Raw genomic sequence first — 23,755 nt, 5'->3', positions numbered from 1 at the left:
AGTGTTTTTTTTGTTTCTTATCGTTTATCTTAAATATTGAAATGTTCTTTACTAATATGTAGGGCACTAAAAATTTCGTTTCTGATCTTTTCGAACAAAAGCGGAAAGTTTTTTAGTTATTAGTTAAGAGTGAAATGTACACCTCCGCCTACTCCAAAGTGATTGCCCGCAGTTGTTACAGAAATATTAGAGCGAATATTCCCGTCTTCCGATGTATAACCAGCACCAAAAGCAAAAGCGGATTGACTGCGCCATAAACCACTGCTGATTGCAATACTTAGCTTTCCAGGTGTTTCGTTATAGCGAAGGTTAGCGGCTGCTATGCCAATGGCTGCTGCTTGTCTTGCTTCTTGTTTTACACCCTCGATATTATAATTTAGGCTATCAAACTTCATATCAGTATAATCTTTAGCTTCAGAAACAGCATCCTTCATCTTTTCATCTGTATACTTTTTTGCATCATCGAGAACAATTTCCATTTTCTCATATAACTGCCCACCATTAATAGCTTCTTTCGAACCTTTTTCAACTTTACCATCGCCAATATTATCAATCACAACAGGCTTATCTGCATCACCACCTGCTAAAGTGATTTTATTCGTTTTCTTCCCATCTTCATCTTTATCATATTGAACAGCACCCTCTGCCATTTGGCCAACTGCATCCTCAAAACCATCAACCTTGTTTTTAAGATCATCTACGTCGTTTTTAAGACCATCTACTTTGTTGTTCGTTTCCCAAAGCTGATTTCCAGTAACAACATCGCTAGAACCTTTTGATATATCTCCATCTTTAACACCGGTAATCTTACTGCTGTCAAGATTTCCTTCTTCATCCTTTCGACTTGCATCATAAGCGCCTTTACCTTCATTCCAGTTTAAACCATTCTGTTCTGCTTGATTCTCAACACTATCAATACGATTATTTAGGCTTTCCATACTTTTGTTAACACCACCAAAAGCATCAGCTACATTATTATACGTATCATATTTCTGCTCACCAGCTTTACCACCAAAATTAAATTGAATAACTTCAAACGTTGGAGCAACCCATCCGTTAGCTCCATATTCTGCTCCACCTCCAAAATAGGAAGCTAGTGTACTATTCGTTGCATAAAGCTGTTTTCCTGTAACCGCTTCTGTCGAATTGTCTGAAACTAATCCGTCCTTCAAGCCGGAAAGGGTCCGTTCTTCACCATCTTTATTCGCAAGATTGATTTCTGTACCTCCTACTTTCGAGCCTATCGTGATACGGCCACTGCCATCTGCACTTTCCTCTTGTTGTACAAGGCTCTTACTTCCAACTCCTGAAAGTTCCTGATAAATATCTGAAAGAGAACTATCAACACCTGCAAACGCTTCTCCCACATTATTGTAATCACTACCCTGAACATTATAAGTCGGGGCTGTCCCACCAAGAACATTCGCTCCGCCTCCTAAATAGTTAGAAGCGTTTTCAGCAATAGCCAATACATCACTTTGAACATCCGTCATACTCGTAGACAATTCATCAACACTCGCAGTAAGTTTGGTATCAACCTCATAAAGCTGTTTTCCTGTAACCGCTTCTGTGGAAGCTTCTGAGACTAATCCGTCCTTCAAGCCAGAAAGGGTCCGCCCTTTCTTATCTTTGTTCTCAAGACTGATTTCTGTACCTCCTACTTGCGCACCTATCGTGATACGGCCATCGCCTTTTTCACTTGCTTCTTGTTGTACAAGGCTCTTACTTCCAACTCCTGAAAGCTCCTGATAAATATCTGAAAGAGAACTATCAACACCTGCAAACGCTTCTCCCACATTATTGTAATCACTACCCTGAACATTATAAGTCGGGGCTGTCCCACCAAGAACATCCGCTCCGCCTCCTAAATAGTTAGAAGCGTTTTCAGCAATAGCCAATACATCACTTTGAACATCCGTCATACTCGTAGACAATTCATCAACACTCGCAGTAAGTTTGGTATCAACCTCATAAAGCTGTTTTCCTGTAACAGCTTCTGTGGAAGCTTCTGAAACTAATCCGTCCTTCAAACCGGAAAGGGTCCGGCCTTCATCATCTTTGTTCATAAGACTGATTTCTGTACCACCTACTTTCGAGCCTATCGTGATACGGCCACTGCCATCTGCACTTTCCTCTTGTTGTACAAGGCTCTTACTTCCAACTCCTGAAAGCTCCTGATAAATATCTGAAAGAGAACTATCAACACCTGCAAACGCTTCTCCCACATTATTGTAATCACTACCCTGAACATTATAAGTTGGGGCTGTCCCAAAAAGAACACTCGCTCCACCTCCTAAATAGTTAGAAGTATTCTCAGAAATAGCTGATACATTACTTTGAACGCTCCTCATAATTATAGACAGACCATCAACTTTTCCTGTAGTTGCTGTAAGCTTGTTATCTACTTTATAAAGCTGCTTTCCTGTCACTGCTTCTGTGGAAGCTTCTGAAAGTGTTCCATCCTTCAAACCGGAAAGGGTCCGACCTTTCTTATCTTTGTTTGCAAGACTGATTTCTGTACCACCTACTTTCGAGCCTATCGTGATAAGGCCATCGCCTTTTTCACTTGCTTCTTGTTGTACAAGGCTCTTACTTCCAACTCCTGAAAGTTCCTGATAAATATCTGAAAGAGAACTATCAACACCTGCAAACGCTTCTCCCACATTATTGTAATCACTACCCTGAACATTATAAGTCGGGGCTGTCCCACCAAGAACATTCGCTCCGCCTCCTAAATAGTTAGAAGCGTTTTCAGCAATAGCCAATACATCACTTTGAACATCCGTCATACTCGTAGACAATTCATCAACACTCGCAGTAAGTTTGGTATCAACCTCATAAAGCTGTTTTCCTGTAACCGCTTCTGTGGAAGCTTCTGAGACTAATCCGTCCTTCAAGCCAGAAAGGGTCCGACCTTTCTTATCTTTGTTCTCAAGACTGATTTCTGTACCTCCTACTTGCGCACCTATCGTGATACGGCCATCACCATCTTCACTTTCCTCTTGTTGGATAAGATTATTCTCTACAACCGTCGTAAATGAACTACTAACATCCTTTAAAGCATCTGCTACATTCTTATATTCTTTCTCTCCCGTAGAACCATCTTCTTGGAGAACATTAATTGTGAAAGTAGGGTCTGTCCATTTGCCATCTTCATAGCTCGCACCACCTCCTAAATAACTAGCAATCTGGCTATTCGTGATATAAAGCTGGTTGCCCGTAACTGCCTGAGTAGAGCCTCCTGAAACCATGCCATCCTTCAAGCCTGAAAGGGTCCGGCCTTCATCATCTTTGTTCGCAAGATTGATTTCTGTACCACCTACTTTCGAACCTATCGTGATAAGGCCATCGCCTTTTTCACTTTCCTCTTGTTGTACAAGGCTCTTACTTCCAACTCCTGAAAGCTCCTGATAAATATCTGAAAGAGAACTATCAACACCTGCAAACGCTTCTCCCACATTATTGTAATCACTACCCTGAACATTATAAGTCGGGGCTGTCCCACCAAGAACATCCGCTCCGCCTCCTAAATAGTTAGAAGTATTCTCAGAAATAGCTGATACATTACTTTGAACATCCGTCATACTCGTAGACAATTCATCAACACTCGCAGTAAGTTTGGTATCAACCTCATAAAGCTGTTTTCCTGTAACAGCTTCTGTGGAAGCTTCTGAAAGTGTTCCATCCTTCAAACCGGAAAGGGTCCGGCCTTCATCATCTTTGTTCATAAGACTGATTTCTGTACCTCCTACTTGCGCACCTATCGTGATACGGCCATCGCCTTTTTCACTTGCTTCTTGTTGTACAAGGCTCTTACTTCCAACTCCTGAAAGTTCCTGATAAATATCTGAAAGAGAACTATCAACACCTGCAAACGCTTCTCCCACATTATTGTAATCACTACCCTGAACATTATAAGTTGGGGCTGTCCCAAAAAGAACACTCGCTCCACCTCCTAAATAGTTAGAAGTATTCTCAGAAATAGCTGATACATTACTTTGAACGCTCCTCATAATTATAGACAGACCATCAACTTTTCCTGTAGTTGCTGTAAGCTTGTTATCTACTTTATAAAGCTGTTTTCCTGTCACTGCTTCTGTGGAAGCTTCTGAAAGTGTTCCATCCTTCAAACCGGAAAGGGTCCGCCCTTTCTTATCTTTGTTCTCAAGACTGATTTCTGTACCTCCTACTTTCGAACCTATCGTGATAAGGCCATCGCCTTTTTCACTTGCTTCTTGTTGTACAAGGCTCTTACTTCCAACTCCTGAAAGTTCCTGATAAATATCCGAAAGAGAACTATCAACACCTGCAAACGCTTCTCCCACATTATTGTAATCACTACCCTGAACATTATAAGTTGGGGCTGTCCCACCAAGAACATCCGCTCCGCCTCCTAAATAGTTAGAAGTATTCTCAGAAATAGCTGATACATTACTTTGAACATCCGTCATACTCGTAGACAATTCATCAACACTCGCAGTAAGTTTGGTATCAACCTCATAAAGCTGTTTTCCTGTAACAGCTTCTGTGGAAGCTTCTGAAAGTGTTCCATCCTTCAAACCGGAAAGGGTCCGGCCTTCATCATCTTTGTTCATAAGACTGATTTCTGTACCTCCTACTTGCGCACCTATCGTGATACGGCCATCGCCTTTTTCACTTGCTTCTTGTTGTACAAGGCTCTTACTTCCAACTCCTGAAAGTTCCTGATAAATATCTGAAAGAGAACTATCAACACCTGCAAACGCTTCTCCCACATTATTGTAATCACTACCCTGAACATTATAAGTTGGGGCTGTCCCAAAAAGAACACTCGCTCCACCTCCTAAATAGTTAGAAGTATTCTCAGAAATAGCTGATACATTACTTTGAACGCTCCTCATAATTATAGACAGACCATCAACTTTTCCTGTAGTTGCTGTAAGCTTGTTATCTACTTTATAAAGCTGCTTTCCTGTCACTGCTTCTGTGGAAGCTTCTGAAAGTGTTCCATCCTTCAAACCGGAAAGGGTCCGACCTTTCTTATCTTTGTTTGCAAGACTGATTTCTGTACCACCTACTTTCGAGCCTATCGTGATAAGGCCATCGCCTTTTTCACTTTCCTCTTGTTGGATAAGATTATTCTCTACAACCGTCGTAAATGAACTACTAACATCCTTTAAAGCATCTGCTACATTCTTATATCCTTTCTCTGCCATAGAACCATCTTCTTGGAGAACATTAATTGTGAAAGTAGGGTCTGTCCATTTGCCATCTTCATAGCTCGCACCGCCTCCTAAATAACTAGCAATCTGGCTATTCGTGATATAAAGCTGGTTGCCCGTAACTGCCTGAGTAGAGCCTCCTGAAACCATGCCATCCTTCAAGCCAGAAAGGGTCCGGCCTTCATCATCTTTGTTCGCAAGATTGATTTCTGTACCACCTACTTTCGAACCTATCGTGATAAGGCCATCGCCTTTTTCACTTGCTTCTTGTTCAACAAGACTACCCCCTGCTACACTCGCAATTTTCGAATAAATATCCGTAATCGAAACATCAACACCAGCAAAGGCTGTTCCTACATTCTGGTAATTTTTACCCTGAACATTATAAGTCGGGGCTGTCCCATCAAGAACATTCGCTCCGCCTCCTAAATAGTTAGAAGCGTTTTCAGCAATAGCCGATACATTCCCTTCAACTTGCTTCATACTTGTTGACAGACCATCAACTTTTCCTGTGGTTTCTGTAAGCTTGCTATCTACTTTATAAAGCTGTTTTCCTGTAACAGCTTCTGTGGAAGCTTCTGAAAGTGTTCCATCCTTCAAACCGGAAAGGGTCCGCCCTTTCTTATCTTTGTTTGCAAGACTGATTTCTGTACCACCTACTTTCGAACCTATCGTGATAAGGCCATCACCTTTTTCACTTGCTTCTTGTTGTACAAGGCTCTTACTTCCAACTCCTGAAAGTTCCTGATAAATATCTGAAAGAGAACTATCAACACCTGCAAACGCTTCTCCCACATTATTGTAATCACTACCCTGAACATTATAAGTTGGGGCTGTCCCACCAAGAACATCCGCTCCGCCTCCTAAATAGTTAGAAGTATTCTCAGAAATAGCTGCTACATTACTTTGAACATCCGTCATACTCGTAGACAATTCATCAACACTCGCAGTAAGTTTGGTATCAACCTCATAAAGCTGTTTTCCTGTAACAGCTTCTGTGGAAGCTGCTGACAGTGTTCCATCCTTCAAACCGGAAAGGGTCCGACCTTTCTTATCTTTGTTCTCAAGACTGATTTCTGTACCTCCTACTTGCGCACCTATCGTGATACGGCCATCACCATCTTCACTTTCCTCTTGTTGGATAAGATTATTCTCTACAACCGTCGTAAATGAACTACTAACATCCTTTAAAGCATCTGCTACATTCTTATATTCTTTCTCTCCCGTAGAACCATCTTCTTGGAGAACATTAATTGTGAAAGTAGGGTCTGTCCATTTGCCATCTTCATAGCTCGCACCACCTCCTAAATAACTAGCAATCTGGCTATTCGTGATATAAAGCTGGTTGCCCGTAACTGCCTGAGTAGAGCCTCCTGAAACCATGCCATCCTTCAAGCCTGAAAGGATTCGACCTCCATCATCTTTGTTCGCAAGACTGATTTCTGTACCACCTACTTTCGAACCTATCGTGATAAGGCCATCGCCTTTTTCACTTGCTTCTTGTTGTACAAGGCTATCCCCTGCTACACTCGCAATTTTCGAATAAATATCCGTAATCGAAACATCAACACCAGCAAAGGCTGTTCCTACATTCTGGTAATTTTTACCCTGAACATTATAAGTCGGGGCTGTCCCATCAAGAACATTCGCTCCGCCTCCTAAATAGTTAGAAGCGTTTTCAGCAATAGCCAATACATTCCCTTCAACTTGCTTCATACTTGTTGACAGACCATCAACTTTTCCTGTGGTTTCTGTAAGCTTGCTATTAACCCCATAAAGCTGTTTTCCTGTAACCGCTTCTGTGGAATCTTCTGAGACTAATCCGTCCTTCAAGCCGGAAAGGGTCCGGCCTTCATCATCTTTGTTCATAAGACTGATTTCTGTACCACCTACTTTCGAACCTATCGTGATAAGGCCACTGCCATCTTCACTTGCTTCTTGTTGTACAAGGCTCTTACTTCCAACTCCTGAAAGCTCCTGATAAATATCTGAAAGAGAACTATCAACACCTGCAAACGCTTCTCCCACATTATTGTAATCACTACCCTGAACATTATAAGTTGGGGCTGTCCCAAAAAGAACACTCGCTCCACCTCCTAAATAGTTAGAAGTATTCTCAGAAATAGCCGATACATTACTTTGAACGCTCCTCATAATTATAGACAGACCATCAACTTTTCCTGTAGTTGCTGTAAGCTTGTTATCTACTTTATAAAGCTGCTTTCCTGTCACTGCTTCTGTGGAAGCTTCTGAAAGTGTTCCATCCTTCAAACCGGAAAGGGTCCGACCTTTCTTATCTTTGTTTGCAAGACTGATTTCTGTACCACCTACTTTCGAACCTATCGTGATAAGGCCATCGCCTTTTTCACTTGCTTCTTGTTCAACAAGACTACCCCCTGCTACACTCGCAATTTTCGAATAAATATCCGTAATCGAAACATCAACACCAGCAAAGGCTGTTCCTACATTCTGGTAATTTTTACCCTGAACCTTATAAGTCGGGGCTGTCCCAACAAGAACATCCGCTCCACCTCCTAAATAGTCAGAAGCATTCTTAGCAATAGCCGATACATCACCTTCAACTTTCTTCACATTTGTAGACAAACCACTAACACTCGTAGACAAACCTTCAACAGTCTTGCTCACATCAGAAACTTTTTTGGTGGTTTCTGTAAGCTTGCTATCTACTTTATAAAGCTGTTTTCCTGTAACAGCTTCTGTGGAAGCTTCTGAAAGTGTTCCATCCTTCAAACCGGAAAGGGTCCGCCCTTTCTTATCTTTGTTTGCAAGACTGATTTCTGTACCACCTACTTTCGAACCTATCGTGATAAGGCCATCGCCTTTTTCACTTTCCTCTTGTTGAATAAGATTATTCTCTACAACCGTCGTAAATGAACTACTAACATCCTTTAAAGCATCTGCTACATTCTTATATTCTTTCTCTTCCGTAGAACCATCTTCTTGGAGAACATTAATTGTGAAAGTAGGGTCTGTCCATTTGCCATCTTCATAGCTCGCACCACCTCCTAAATAACTAGCAATCTGGCTATTCGTGATATAAAGCTGGTTGCCCGTAACTGCCTGAGTAGAGCCTCCTGAAACCATGCCATCCTTCAAGCCTGAAAGGATTCGACCTCCATCATCTTTGTTCGCAAGACTGATTTCTGTACCACCTACTTTCGAACCTATCGTGATAAGGCCATCGCCTTTTTCACTTGCTTCTTGTTGTACAAGGCTATCCCCTGCTACACTCGCAATTTTCGAATAAATGTCAGTAATCGAACCATCAACACCAGCAAAGGCTGTTCCTACATTCTGGTAATTTTTACCCTGAACCTTATAAGTCGGGGCTGTCCCAACAAGAACATCCGCTCCACCTCCTAAATAGTCAGAAGCATTCTTAGCAATAGCCGATACATCACCTTCAACTTTCTTCACATTTGTAGACAAACCACTAACACTCGTAGACAAACCTTCAACAGTCTTGCTCACATCAGAAACTTTTTTGGTGGTTTCTGTAAGCTTGCTATCTACTTTATAAAGCTGTTTTCCTGTAACAGCTTCTGTGGAAGCGTCTGAAAGTGTTCCATCCTTTAAGCCCGAAAGGGTTCGACTTCCATCATCTTTGTTCATAAGACTGATTTCTGTACCACCTACTTTCGAACCTATCGTGATAAGGCCATCACCTTTTTCACTTGCTTCTTGTTGTACAAGGCTATCCCCTGCTACACTCGCAATTTTCGAATAAATATCCGTAATCGAACCATCAACACCAGCAAAGGCTGTTCCTACATTCTGGTAATTTTTACCCTGAACCTTATAAGTCGGGGCTGTCCCATCAAGAACATTCGCTCCACCTCCTAAATAGTCAGAAGCATTCTTAGCAATAGCCGATACATCACCTTCAACTTTCTTCACATTTGTAGACAAACCACTAACACTCGTAGACAAACCTTCAACAGTCTTGCTCACATCAGAAACTTTTTTGGTGGTTTCTGTAAGCTTGCTATCTACTTTATAAAGCTGTTTTCCTGTAACAGCTTCTGTGGAAGCGTCTGAAAGTGTTCCATCCTTTAAGCCCGAAAGGGTTCGACTTCCATCATCTTTGTTCATAAGACTGATTTCTGTACCACCTACTTTCGAACCTATCGTGATAAGGCCATCACCTTTTTCACTTGCTTCTTGTTGTACAAGGCTATCCCCTGCTACACTCGCAATTTTCGAATAAATATCCGTAATCGAACCATCAACACCAGCAAAGGCTGTTCCTACATTCTGGTAATTTTTACCCTGAACCTTATAAGTCGGGGCTGTCCCATCAAGAACATTCGCTCCACCTCCTAAATAGTCAGAAGCATTCTTAGCAATAGCCGATACATCACCTTCAACTTTCTTCACATTTGTAGACAAACCACTAACACTCGTAGACAAACCTTCAACAGTCTTGCTCACATCAGAAACTTTTTTGGTGGTTTCTGTAAGCTTGCTATCTACTTTATAAAGCTGTTTTCCTGTAACAGCTTCTGTGGAAGCTTCTGAAAGTGTTCCATCCTTCAAACCGGAAAGGGTCCGACCTTTCTTATCTTTGTTTGCAAGACTGATTTCTGTACCACCTACTTTCGAACCTATCGTGATAAGGCCATCACCTTTTTCACTTGCTTCTTGTTGTACAAGGCTATCCCCTGCTACACTCGCAATTTTCGAATAAATGTCAGTAATCGAACCATCAACACCAGCAAAGGCTGTTCCTACATTCTGGTAATTTTTACCCTGAACCTTATAAGTCGGGGCTGTCCCATCAAGAACATTCGCTCCACCTCCTAAATAGTCAGAAGCATTCTTAGCAATAGCCGATACATCACCTTCAACTTTCTTCACATTTGTAGACAAACCACTAACACTCGTAGACAAACCTTCAACAGTCTTGCTCACATCAGAAACTTTTTTGGTGGTTTCTGTAAGCTTGCTATCTACTTTATAAAGCTGTTTTCCTGTAACAGCTTCTGTGGAAGCTTCTGAAAGTGTCCCATCCTTCAAACCGGAAAGGGTCCGACCTTTCTTATCTTTATTCTCAAAATTGACTTCCGTGCCACCTACTTTCGAACCTATTATGATACGACCACTGTCATTCGCGCCTTCTTCTTGTTGTACAAGGCTATCCCCTGCTACACTCGCAATTTTCGAATAAATATCCGTAATCGAACCATCAACACCAGCAAAGGCTGTTCCTACATTCTGGTAATTTTTACCCTGAACCTTATAAGTCGGGGCTGTCCCATCAAGAACATTCGCTCCACCTCCTAAATAGTCAGAAGCATTCTTAGCAATAGCCGATACATCACCTTCAACTTTCTTCACATTTGTAGACAAACCACTAACACTCGTAGACAAACCTTCAACAGTCTTGCTCACATCAGAAACTTTTTTGGTGGTTTCTGTAAGCTTGCTATCTACTTTATAAAGCTGTTTTCCTGTAACAGCTTCTGTGGAAGCTTCTGAAAGTGTTCCATCCTTCAAACCGGAAAGGGTCCGACCTTTCTTATCTTTGTTTGCAAGACTGATTTCTGTACCACCTACTTTCGAACCTATCGTGATAAGGCCATCGCCTTTTTCACTTGCTTCTTGTTGTACAAGGCTATCCCCTGCTACACTCGCAATTTTCGAATAAATGTCAGTAATCGAACCATCAACACCAGCAAAGGCTGTTCCTACATTCTGGTAATTTTTACCCTGAACCTTATAAGTCGGGGCTGTCCCATCAAGAACATTCGCTCCACCTCCTAAATAGTCAGAAGCATTCTTAGCAATAGCCGATACATCACCTTCAACTTTCTTCACATTTGTAGACAAACCACTAACACTCGTAGACAAACCTTCAACAGTCTTGCTCACATCAGAAACTTTTTTGGTGGTTTCTGTAAGCTTGCTATCTACTTTATAAAGCTGTTTTCCTGTAACAGCTTCTGTGGAAGCTTCTGAAAGTGTCCCATCCTTCAAACCGGAAAGGGTCCGACCTTTCTTATCTTTATTCTCAAAATTGACTTCCGTGCCACCTACTTTCGAACCTATTATGATACGACCACTGTCATTCGCGCCTTCTTCTTGTTGTACAAGGCCACCCCCAGATCCATTAGAAATCTTCGAATAAAGATCAGTGATTGAAACATCAACACCTGCAAAGGCTGTTCCTACATTCTGGTAATTTTTACCCTGAACCTTATAAGTCGGGGCTGTCCCAACAAGAACATTCGCGCCACCTCCTAAATAGTCAGAAGCATTCTTAGCAATCTTCGATACATCACCTTGAACTTGCTTCACATTTGTAGACAAACTACTAACACTCGTAGACAAACCTTCAACAGTCTTGCTCACATCAGAAACTTTTTTGGTGGTTTTTGTAAGCTCGCTATCTACTTTATAAAGCTGTTTTCCTGTAACAGCTTCTGTGGAAGCTTCTGAAACTAATCCATCCTTCAAGCCCGAAAGGGTCCGACCTTTCTTATCTTTATTCTCAAAATTGACTTCCGTGCCACCAACTTTCGAACCTATTATGATACGACCACTGCCATTCGCACCTTCTTCTTGTTGTACAAGGCCACCCCCAGATCCATTAGAAATCTTCGAATAAAGATCAGTGATTGAACCATCAACACCAGCAAAGGCTGCTCCTACATCCTTATAATTTCCACCCTGTATCTTATAAGTCGGGATTTTCCCACTAAGAACATCCGCTCCGCCTCCTAAATATCTAGTAGTATTCTTAGCAACATCTGATACATCATTTTTAACTTTGAACACATCTGAAGACAAACCACTAACACTCGTAGACAAACCACTAACACTCGTAGACAAACCATCAATAGTCTCGCTCACATCAGAAACTTTTTTGGTGGTTTTTGTAAGCTCGCTATCTACTTTATAAAGCTGTTTTCCTGTAACAGCTTCTGTCGAGTTCTCTGAAAGTGCTCCATCCTTGAGGCCGGAAAGGGTCCGCCCTTGATGATCTTTATTTGCAAAATTGACTTCCGTACCACCAACTTTCGAGCCTATTATGATACGACCACTGCCATTCGCACCTTCTTCTTGTTCAACAAAATTATCTTTTGTTACTAATTCCCTTAATGCTTTCAGCTGCGCAACATTCACAGCATCAGTATCTTCTCGACCAGCTGCTACTCCGATAATTTGTCGTGTTTTCTTTTTAGCCTCATCACCAATAGAAAGAATACCATCGCTAGCTCTCCATATATGATCTAAACTACCTTCTAAATATTTACCCGACAAAGGATCATAACCATTATAACTACTTCTAACACGAGCCACACTATCAAAACCTAAAGCAATACTTTTATCGGCTTCACTTGTAGCGTGATATCCTATAGCAATCGCACCCTCCCCCTTCGCCTCTGCTGCTGAACCAATAGCAATCGCTTTGAAGCGACTTGATGTATTGTAACCCAAAGCAATCCCGTCTCTTCTTGTCAATGAAGCGCTACCTAAAGCAACAGAATTACCATCTAAAGCTTCAGCATGAAATCCTATAGCAACCGAGCCGCTATTAGAAACCATGCCGTTATCTAGTGCAGCTGCTTGCGTACCTAAAGCAATAGATCTTCTGTGAGCCGTAGTCTGCATACCTATGGCAATCGCACCCGTATTCGCCTCTATTGACGGATTAGCCCCCAACGCTTGTGCTTCTAAACCTATAGCAATATTTCTAGCCGATGGAAGTAGTGTACCATTAACGTCCTTAGATGGCTCATCACGTGGAATTTTTTTCAACACATCATTCAAAACAGATGTCTCAGACACATCAAGCACTGTATTTTGACCATTAACAGTCCAAATAGCTCGTTGAACTCCAAAACCATGAGAGCTACAATTATCAAATTGGTGATGCGTGAGAAGATTTACATAATTTTCCTCACTAATTATCTTCCTTGAATCAGAGGAAATAGAAATAAGGATATTGTCCACACCACAGTAATGATCACTCGTAAAAGCAGAACCATGAAAATTTTTTGAAGCTCTATCAGGAGATTCTAGGGAAATTATACCTGCACCCTTAGAGCTCTTTGAACTTTGTATCGTTGTTTGTTGCTCTATTGGAGAAAAAGTAGATGCAATGACAGGTGAAACACTCGATAAGAGCGCTGTCATGGCTGTTCCTAACGAGACAGCTTTCAACAAAGGTGAACGACAAGTAAAAGGATGATCATTCAAAGCACTTCCTTTTGAGACAACGCATGATCTTTTCATAAGAAATTCTCCAATAAAATAAAAAATAAATTTTAGACATCAAAAAGACACATTTAGAAGTTACTTGGTCTTTTGAAGTGCGGTCTTTGATCGCCATAGAAAGTTTTAAGTTATTATGTTCAGTGAAGGGGTTATCTGAGATAAGCACAGATTTTCTTTTAAGAAGAATTTATGATGTTCTTATTTTCTTTCGCTGAAGTATTATTAATAGTTTGTGTAAACCCTCCAATATATAAAACTAAAAAGCGTATTTTTCTGTAATAAAAGTTTAAGAATAGATGTTCTTTATTTAGTGTTAGAGAAAAACGTAATAGAGATTGTTTTGTGTTTTACGTGACGGTTATTGTGTAAGATTTCGTAAGAATATTATGACTATCCGGAAGTAACCTACCACTATTAATTTTCCCAGATCCCTCATCACGTAGAAATTTTCTCAACACAGATGTCTCAGACACATCAAGCACTGTATTTTGACCATTAACAGTCCAAATAGCTCGTTGAGCTCCAAAACCATGAGAGCTACAATTATCAAATTGGTGATGCGTGAGAAGATTTACATAATTTTCCTCACTAATTATCTTCCCTGAATCAGAAGAAGTAGAAATAAGGATATTGTCCACACCACAGTAATGATCACTCGTAAAAGCAGAACCATGAGAATTTTTTGAAGCTCTATCAGGAGATTCTAGGGAAATTATACCTGCACCCTTAGAGCTCTTTGAACTTTGTATCGTTGTTTGTTGCTCTATTGGAGAAAAAGTAGATGCAATAACAGGTGAAACATTCGATAAGAGCGCTGTCACGGCTGTTCCTAACGAGACAGCTTTCAACAAAGGTGAACGACAAAGAAAAGGATGATCATTCAAAGCACTGCCTTTTGAGACAACGCGTAATCTTTTCATAAGAAATCCCCCCATAAAAATAAAAAATAAATTCTAGATATCAAAAAGACACACTTAAGCGCCACTCAGTACTTTGAAGTAGAGTTTTTGTCGTCATAGAAAATTTTAAGTTATTATATCCAACGAAAGATTTACCTGAGATTGGTAAAGTCTTTTTGTAAGAAGTATTTTTTCTTTTCTTGCTTGTTTTCGTTGAATTATTACTCATAGTTTATATCATCTCCCCCAATGTTATGATATTAAAAAGTGTATTTTGCTGTAATAAAAATTTAAGAATAGATGTCCTTTATTTGGTGTTAGCGAAAAACATAACAGAGATTGTTTTGTGTTTTTACGTGATGGTTATTGTGTAAGATTTTATAGAAATTGCTGCATTTTTCGGGTTTTCCTCTTGAAATGTAGATATTGTATGTTTTATTTTGTTAAAAAAATCAAATAAAATATACAATTTAACGTTTTATTAACAGCTTTGTGTATGTTTTATTTTCCTGGATAAAACACAAAGAATGAAATTGCAAGGGGTATTTTTGTTTTTATTCGTTTTTTATTGAAGTGACAAAAATATTGGAATAGGTAGTTTCATCTTCAGATGTATAACCAACATAGAAAGAAAATGTAGATCGGCCTTTCTATAAATCGCTGTTGGTTATTATACTTAGTTTTCCAAGTGCTTCGTTATAATAAAGGTTGGTGATTGCTATATTGATAGTGGCTGATTATCTCACTTCTTTATTGTAATTCAGGCCATTAAACTTCATATCGGTATAATCTTTAGCTTCAGAAACATCATTTTGCATTATCAAAGACAACTTTCATTTTTTTATAAAATTGCCCACCATTAATAGCTTTTTTCGACTTTATCATCGCTAACATTATCAATGACAACAGAAGCACTTGTATCATCACCTGCTAAAATGATGTTATTGTTTTTTTACTATCTGAATCTTTATTATATTGAACAGCGCCCACTGCCATCTGAGCAACCGAATTCTCAACATCATTAAACTTGTTTTCAAAATTATTCACTTTTTGATTTGTTTTCCAAAGCTGTTTCTCAATAATTGCATCACGAGATGCCTTTTTCTACTTTACTATCTGCCACATCGTAATTTGTCCTGCTTCACCATTATGACATTACGTTATAGGCACCTACATTTCATTTTAAACCATCCTGCTCTGTTTGCTTTTCGACATTATCGAGACGACTATTTAGGTTTTTTACATTTTTATTAACATCATCATTTGCCGACACATTTTTATCATAACTCCGAAAAAATTGTATTCTTAGAAATGAGTGGCCTTAAAATATATCTGAAATACCAATATTGTCTAAAATAAAACTGTTTTTATAATAAAACATGAGTTCAATTTTAAATCCACATTGTTTTATTTAAGAAGTCTATTGCTTCTTCACTAAAATTAAAAATTATTAGATTATTTTTCGATATATAAAATACATAACCTATTAAAAAACACCGAATAATCCCTTACATTTTCAAATATAGTCTGCTTTATCTTTAATAACCCATAATGAGAAAACCAATATAGCTCATAGAAAGAAAAAAATTAAACAGGGATCAATTAATTCGAAAAATACATCTCAACAAATTGAGGCATATATTTATTGTCAATAAAATTACAAAACTTCTATGAAATAATGAAATAGAAGACAATATTTCTTTCTTGATCTATATTATAAGACAGTCTTCTCTTTATAAAAAACTTACACCCTTCCCTCATTTTTGAGGGAAGGGTGTAAATCTATCTTAATCTTAATGGATTTCTATTAATATCACTGAGGGACAATCATACCATGCATGCACCTCTATATTACTATTAACGCACCGGCAAGGTAAAGCTGAGTCCTGCACCAACACCCCAATGACCTCCCGCACCTGTCACAGAAACATTAGAACGGATATTTCCATTTATAGATGTATAACCAGCACCAAAAGCAAAAGCAGATTGGCTACGCCATAAACCAGTTCCAAATGCAACACTTAATGCACCAGGAGTAGTATTATACCGCAAGTTAGAGACTGCTAAACCAATTGCTGCAGCTTGTCTTGCTTCTTTTCGTACTCCTTCAATGTTATAATTTAAAGCATCAAACTTCTTATCCGTATAATCTTTTGCCTTCTCTACCGCATCATCAATAGCATCTACAACAATATTCTTGACCTTTTCATCTGTATATTTTTTTGCATCATCAAGAACAATCTCCATTTGTTGCTTAGTATAGTCATGTAGCTGACCACCATTTACTGCTTCTTTCGAACCTTTTTCAATCTTACCATCTGCAAGATTGTCAATGACAACAGGCTGCCCAGCATCACCTCCTGCTAAAGTGATTTTATTAGTTTTTTTGCCATTTGCATCTTTATCATATTGAACAGTATTCTCAGCTATACCATTAATCGTGTTTGACATATTGTCTACTTTATTTTCAACATTAGTAACGCGCTCGTTGGTATCCCAAAGTTGCCCACCATTAACTGCCTCTTTTGAGTCTTTTTCAACTTTACCATTTGCAACACCAGTAATCTTACTATCCTTTCCTTCTCGGTTTGCATCATAAGCGCCTTTTTCTTCACTCCATTTTAAAGCATCTGAATCAGAGCCACCTTGTCCACTTTGATTTTCAATCTTCTTAATCCGATCATTTAAAATAGACATTCCCCCATTCACACCAGCAAAAGCACTAGCAACATCCTTATAGGCCCTTTCAGAAGTAGAACCATTAGCACCAAACTGATAAATCGTAAAAATAGGATCTTTCCACTCTCCATTTTCATATTGAGCACCGCCACCAAAATATGAAGCAAGCTTGTTACTCATCTGAAAAAGCTGACCACCATTTATTGCATCTGTCGAGTTCACATCAATTTCTCCATCTAAAAGAAATGTCAGTCTGCTATCTTGTTTTGCTTGCCCTTTAGCCCCATGAAGTGCAACAAAAGCTCCTTCTTGTTCACTCCATAACAAAGCATCAGTAGAGATATTGGAAATCTTTTCATCAAAGTCCTTAATCAAATATTGGATGTGCGTATTCACATTTTTAATATTCGCATCAAGCCCTGCAAAAGCTGAACCAACATCGTTATAGCTCTCTCTTGTTACAACTCCTTCTGTTGTCACATGCGATAAAGTGTAGATTGGCCGCGTAAAGCTACCATTGTTGAATGCTGTACCACCACCAAAAATGTCCGCAATATCCTGAGATAAGTTATTAATCTGTTTTCCATTAACAGCATCGCTCGATTCATCAGAAATTTTACCATCTTTAAGATTACGAATAGCAACTGGGCCCTCACTATTTTGTCCACCCAAAGTAATCTTTTTATAATCAATGCTACCATCTGACGCCTTATCATAAAGAACTGCAGCAGCACTAACAGACTCAAAATCTGTAGTAATATCTTTCAAACGTTTATCAAGTTGATCTTTGTTAACAGCTTCGTTGCCTTGCACCGCAGCTTTCACACCAGAAAGAGTTCTATCTTTCCCTGGACTATCTGAAATATCAATAGTAGTGCCGCCTCTTCCCTTACCGATAGTAATAACTTTCGTAACTTCATTTTGCTGAACGAGACTATTTTCCGTTATATCGAATATTTGATTATGAATATCCTCAATAGAACCATCAACACCCTTAAACGCTGAACCAACATCATTATACTTAGAGCCATTAATTGTGTAAGTTGGCGCTTTACCAGTCAAAACATCTGCACCACCACCTAAATATTTTGATGTATAAACTGCAACCTTTGATAAATCACCTTGAAGATTCGTTATATCTGTCTCTGCTTTTTCTACACTATTATTGAGTTCAGCAACTTCTTGATTTGTTTCCCAAAGCTGTCCACCATTCACTGCATCGGTTGATTTGTCAAAAATAAGCCCCTCTGCAACACCAGTAATCTTTCGTTGTTTCTTTGTATTGTTTAGGACGCTAATTTCAGTACCATTCACATTCTTACCGATTGTAATAAGACCATTACTCCTTTCTTGCTGGACAAGACTATTTTCCGTTATATTGGAGATTTTATTATTAATTTCTGTAAAAGCAGTATCAACACCTTCAAACGCCGAGCCAACATCATTATACTTAGAGCCATTAATTATATAAGTTGGTGCTTTACCATCCAAAACATTTGCACCTCCACCAAAATACTCCGATGTATTTGTCGCAACTTTTGTTAAATCAGTTTGAATATTGGTTATATTTTCATCTATATTATCAATCTCACTATCTAATTCTGAAATTTTTCCATTAGTCTCCCAAAGCTGACTTCCATTTATTGCCTCGGTCGAGTTTTCAGAAACCTCTCCATCCAAAACACCAGAAATCTTCCTCTGTTGGTTTTTATTATTTACAATATGAATTGTACCACCACTGGTTTCCTTACCAATAGTAATAATACTGTTTTCTTCATCTTGCTGAACAAGATTATTTTCCTTCATATTTAATATCTCTTTACGAATCTCCGTAAAATTAAGATCTACACCCTCAAATGCTGAACCAACATCATTATACTGAGAGCCATTAATTGTGTAAGTTGGCGCTTTACCACTCAAAACATTTGCACCACCACCTAAATACTTTGATGTATTGCTTGCAACCTGCCAAAGCTGATAGCCATTTATTGCATCCGTTGATTGATTAGAAACATCTCCATCCTCAACACCTGTAATTAGCCTCGATTCACCTTCATTGTTCGTAATATCAATTAGAGTACCACCTGTTTTTGCTCCAATAGTAATATCCTGATCTGAATCTTGCTGAACAAGGCTATTTTCCGTTATATTGGAGATTTTATTATTAATTTCCGTAAAAGTCGTATCAACACCTTCAAATGCCGAGCCAACATCATTATACTGAGAGCCATTAATTGTGTAAGTTGGTGCTGTACCAGCCAAAACATCTGCACTACCACCTAAATACTTTGATGTATTGCTTGCAACCTGCCAAAGTTGACTACCATTTATTGCATCCGTTGATTGATTAGAAACATCTCCATCCTCAATACCAATAATCTTCCGTAGATTACCTTCACTGTTCGTAATCTCAATTACAGTACCACCTGTTTTCGCTCCAATAGTAATATCATGAACTGAATCTTGCTGAACAAGGTTATTTTCTGTTATATTGATAATTTTATTATTAATTTCCGTAAAAGTCGTATCAACACCTTCAAATGCCGAGCCAACATCATTATACTTAGAGCCATTAATTGTGTAAGTTGGCGCTGTACCAGCCAAAACATCTGCACCACCACCTAAATACTTTGATGTATTATGATCCAACTCTTCAATAACTTGTTCAGTCTCCCAAAGCTGTCCACCATTCACTACCTCAGAGGATCCTTTGGTAATCGCTCCTCCCAAAACACCAACGATCCTCCGTCTTCTACCTTCATTGTTATGAACATGTATTTCAATGCCACCTGTTTCCGCTCCAATTGTAATAATATTATCCTGAGCTGAATCTTGCTGAACAAGGCTATTTTCCGTTATATTGGAGATTTTATTATTAATTTCCGTAAAAGTCGTATCAACACCTTCAAATGCCGAGCCAACATCATTATACTTAGAGCCATTAATTGTGTAAGTTGGCGCTGTACCACCTAAAACATCCGCACCACCCCCAAAATACTTTGATGTATTGCTTGCAACCTGCCAAAGCTGACCACCATTTATTGCATCTTTTGATTGTTCAAAAATATCTCCATTTTTAACACCAATAATCTTCCGTAGATCACCTGTACTGTTTTTAATATCAATTACAGTACCACTTGTTTTCGCTCCAATAGTAATAAGATTATCTTGAGTTGAATCTTGCTGAACAAGGCTATTTTCCGTTATATTAGAGATTTTATTATTAATTTCAGCAAAAGTCGTATCAACACCTTCAAATGCTGAGCCAACATCATTATACTTAGAGCCATTAATTGTGTAAGTTGGCGCTGTACCATTCAAAACATCTGCACCACTTCCAAAATATGATGATATCCTGTCCGCTACCTCCCAAAGCTGAGAGCCATTTATTGCATCCGTTGAGTGAGCAGAAATATCTCCATCATCAACACCAGTAATTTGCCGGTATTCATCTTCACCGTTCGTAATATCAATTACAGTACCACCTGTTTTCGCTCCAATAGTAATAAGATTATCTTGAGTTGAATCTTGCTGAACAAGACTATTTTCCGTTATATTGGTGATCTTATTATTAATTTCCGTAAAAGTCGTATCAACACCTTCAAATGCCGAGCCAACATCATTATACTGAGAGCCATTAATTGTGTAAGTTGGCGCTGTAGCATCCAAAACATTCGCACCACCTCCAAAATACTCTGATGTCTTGCTTGCAACCTGCCAAAGCTGACTACCATTTATTGCATCTGTCGAGTTCACATCAATTTCTCCATCTGAAAGAAATGTCAGTTTGCTATTTTGTTTTTCTTGCCCTTTAGAGCCATGAAGTGCAACAAAAGCTCCTTCTTGTTCACTCCATAACAAAGCATCAGTAGAGATATTGGAAATCTTTTCATCAAAGTCCTTAATCAAATATTGGATGTGCGTATTCACATTTTTAATATTCGCATCAAGCCCTGCAAAAGCTGAACCAACATCGTTATAGCTCTCTCTTGTTACAACTCCTTCTGTTGTCACATGCGATAAAGTGTAGACTGGCTGCGTAAAGCTACCATTGTTGAATTCTGTACCACCACCAAAAATGTTCGCAATATCCTGAGATAAGTTATTAATCTGTTTTCCATTAACAGCATCGCTCGATTCATCAGAAATTTTACCATCTTTAAGATTACGAATAGCAACTGGGCCCTCACTATTTTGTCCACCCAAAGTAATCTTTTTATAATCAATGCTACCATCTGACGCCTTATCATAAAGAACTGCAGCAGCACTAACAGACTCAAAATCTGTAGTAATATCTTTCAAACGTTTATCAAGTTGATCTTTGTTAACAGCTTCGTTGCCTTGCACCGCAGCTTTCACACCAGAAAGAGTTCTATCTTTCCCTGGACTATCTGAAATATCAATAGTAGTGCCGCCTCTTCCCTTACCGATAGTAATAACTTTCGTAACTTCATTTTGCTGAACAAGGCTATTTCCCGTTATATTGTAGATTAGATCATAAATGTCCGTAAAAGTCCTATCAACACCTTCAAACGCTGAGCCAACATCATTATACTTAGAGCTATTAATTGTGTAAGTTGGTGCTTTACCACCTAAAACATCTGCACCACCACCTAAATACTTTGATGTATTGCTTGCAACCTGCCAAAGCTGATAGCCATTTATTGCATCCGTTGATTGATTAGAAACATCTCCATCCTCAACACCTGTAATTAGCCTCGATTCACCTTCATTGTTCGTAATATCAATTAGAGTACCACCTGTTTTTGCTCCAATAGTAATATCCTGATCTGAATCTTGCTGAACAAGGCTATTTTCTGTTATATTGATAATTTTATTATTAATTTCCGTAAAAGTCGTATCAACACCTTCAAATGCCGAGCCAACATCATTATACTGAGAGCCATTAATTGTGTAAGTTGGTGCTGTACCAGCCAAAACATTTGCACCACCTCCAAAATACTTTGATGTATTTGTGGCAACTTTTGTTACATCAGTCTGAATCTTAGTTATATTTGTCTCTATATTATCAATCTCAGTATCTAATGCTGAAATTTTTTCATTAGTCTCCCAAAGCTGACCTCCATTTACTGCCTCAGTCGAGTGTTCAGCAACCTCTCCACCCGAAACACCAGAAATCTTCCGAGATTGCTTTTCATTGTTTACAATATCGATTGTATCTCCATTAACACCAGAACCAATAGTAATAACACCTGTACTTCCATCTTGCTGAATAAGGTCATTACCTCCTGTAAGGATCATATCTCTTAATGCTTGTAACTGTGCAACATTCACTGCATCTGACAAATCAGTACCAGCCGCTACTCCCACAATCTGTCTAGTTACTCCATGCTGAGAATTACCAACACTGACTGCACCTTTAGTACTTTTCCATACAAAATCATCTATTGTCGAGTTACCGTTAACTCTAGGATCATAACCAGCAGCACCATAAGGAGTAACTGCAACAGAATTTCCTCCTAATGCAACACCACTTTCAACAGTCACCTGTGCACCGCTACCAATAGCAACCGAAGACGTCGTCCCAGCTACAGAATCATGTCCTATAGCAACTGCCCCTTCAACATATGCATGTGCTTTGTTTCCTAAAGCAACACTGTTTAAACCTTCTGCATGTGCTCTTGTACCTAAAGCAACACTATTTAAACCTTCTGCCTTTGCAAGAGAACCAAATGCAGCTGCAGATTTACCTGTCGCTTCAGTTCCAACTCCCATGGCAACACTTGCTTCCCCAGTCGCAAGAGAAGAAACACCAAAAGCTTGTGCTCCACCAGCCTTCGCAGTCGCGCCTGCACCAAATGCTGTAGAATAATTTCCCGATGCATAAGATCCACAACCGGTTGCAAAAGAATAAACACCAAAAGCTTCAGGCATAGCATTGGCAACACCACCTGTTGCTATCCCCATATAACCAACATTATCTTCCGTTATACCTTCACCAGCCCAATTAACTTTTTTTGTTGAAGAGCCATAAGGATTCCGACCAGAAAATGTTTCGTTATTAATAAACCTCTCATATTGCTCTTCTGCAGTTATAGCCGTACCAGGTTTTTGAGCACCACCGCGACCAACAACATTATCAACACCACAAAAATCATCATCACCGCTAAAAACAATACTACCATGACTCCCATTTCGATAAGCAGAAGTGGGAGCATTTGAACTTTGATTAGTCGCTCCTGTTAGTGCAACATTAGCCGAAAAAACAGGAGAGGTACTGGACAAAAGAACAGATACCGCTGCTCCTAACGAAACCGTTTTAATGATATTTGGTGTTGAATTTTTTTTCATAATAAACCCCTCAATAAAAAACACATTCAATGCTAAAAACAAAGCCCAGCCTCACAAAAAGAGCAAAATCAACCCCTCCGCAAAAGCACTTTTGCGTACTAAAAACTTATAAAAATCTAGAAGCTACCCCGCCAATGCCGAAATCTATTGTGGTATCATTCTAAAACACTGAATTTCACAAAAGGTCTAAAACCTCTCCATTCAAAAATCTTAAAATAAATCAACAAAAAATTTGAAATCACTGTGTTCTCTCTGTCAGAGAGCAATGCAATCCTTCCTTTGATAAAAATCATTTTCAATAAAGAACAATTTGTCCTTTAGATGGAGCACATACATAAAATGGCAAGTGTATAAATGAATAATTTTTTCTTGATCCTAAAAAATGCATCTTACATCAATAATCAAAAAATACTTAAGCAATGC

General features: G+C 39.0%; 3 protein-coding genes. All 3 read right to left on the bottom strand.

Annotation, left to right across the window (positions count from 1 at the left end; translation table 11 throughout):
* Nucleotides 1-119: 119 nt before the first annotated feature.
* The 3 genes from ACJTDF_RS00620 to ACJTDF_RS00610 all read right to left on the bottom strand — a co-directional run bounded on the left by ACJTDF_RS00620 (nt 120) and on the right by ACJTDF_RS00610 (nt 23,332).
* Nucleotides 120-13,460: a YadA-like family protein gene (locus ACJTDF_RS00620; protein WP_407965690.1), complete on the bottom strand. Its 13,341-nt coding sequence runs from the start codon at nt 13,458-13,460 to the stop codon at nt 120-122.
* A 329-nt stretch (nt 13,461-13,789) separates the two neighbouring features.
* On the bottom strand, nt 13,790-14,362 hold the full coding sequence (locus ACJTDF_RS00615; RefSeq protein WP_407965689.1) for a hypothetical protein: 573 nt from the start codon (nt 14,360-14,362) through the stop codon (nt 13,790-13,792).
* A gap of 1,836 nt (nt 14,363-16,198) precedes the next feature.
* Nucleotides 16,199-23,332 carry a Vomp family autotransporter gene (locus ACJTDF_RS00610; protein WP_407965688.1) on the bottom strand — a complete coding sequence of 2,378 codons (7,134 nt, stop codon included), beginning with the start codon at nt 23,330-23,332 and terminating at the stop codon, nt 16,199-16,201.
* Between the last annotated feature and the right edge of the window lie 423 nt (nt 23,333-23,755).

This window comes from Bartonella bennetti (assembly GCF_045945445.1).
Taxonomy (GTDB): Bacteria; Pseudomonadota; Alphaproteobacteria; order Rhizobiales; family Rhizobiaceae; genus Bartonella.
Note: the sequence above shows the minus strand (reverse complement) of the source record. Positions and strands in the feature narration are given on the sequence as shown.

Bases quoted from the DNA above. Each gene is read 5' to 3' on its own strand.
- ACJTDF_RS00620 (WP_407965690.1), bottom strand. From the start codon at position 13,460: ATGAAAAGATCATGCGTTGTCTCAAAAGGAAGTGCTTTGAATGATCAT.
- ACJTDF_RS00615 (WP_407965689.1), bottom strand. From the start codon at position 14,362: ATGAAAAGATTACGCGTTGTCTCAAAAGGCAGTGCTTTGAATGATCAT.
- ACJTDF_RS00610 (WP_407965688.1), bottom strand. From the start codon at position 23,332: ATGAAAAAAAATTCAACACCAAATATCATTAAAACGGTTTCGTTAGGA.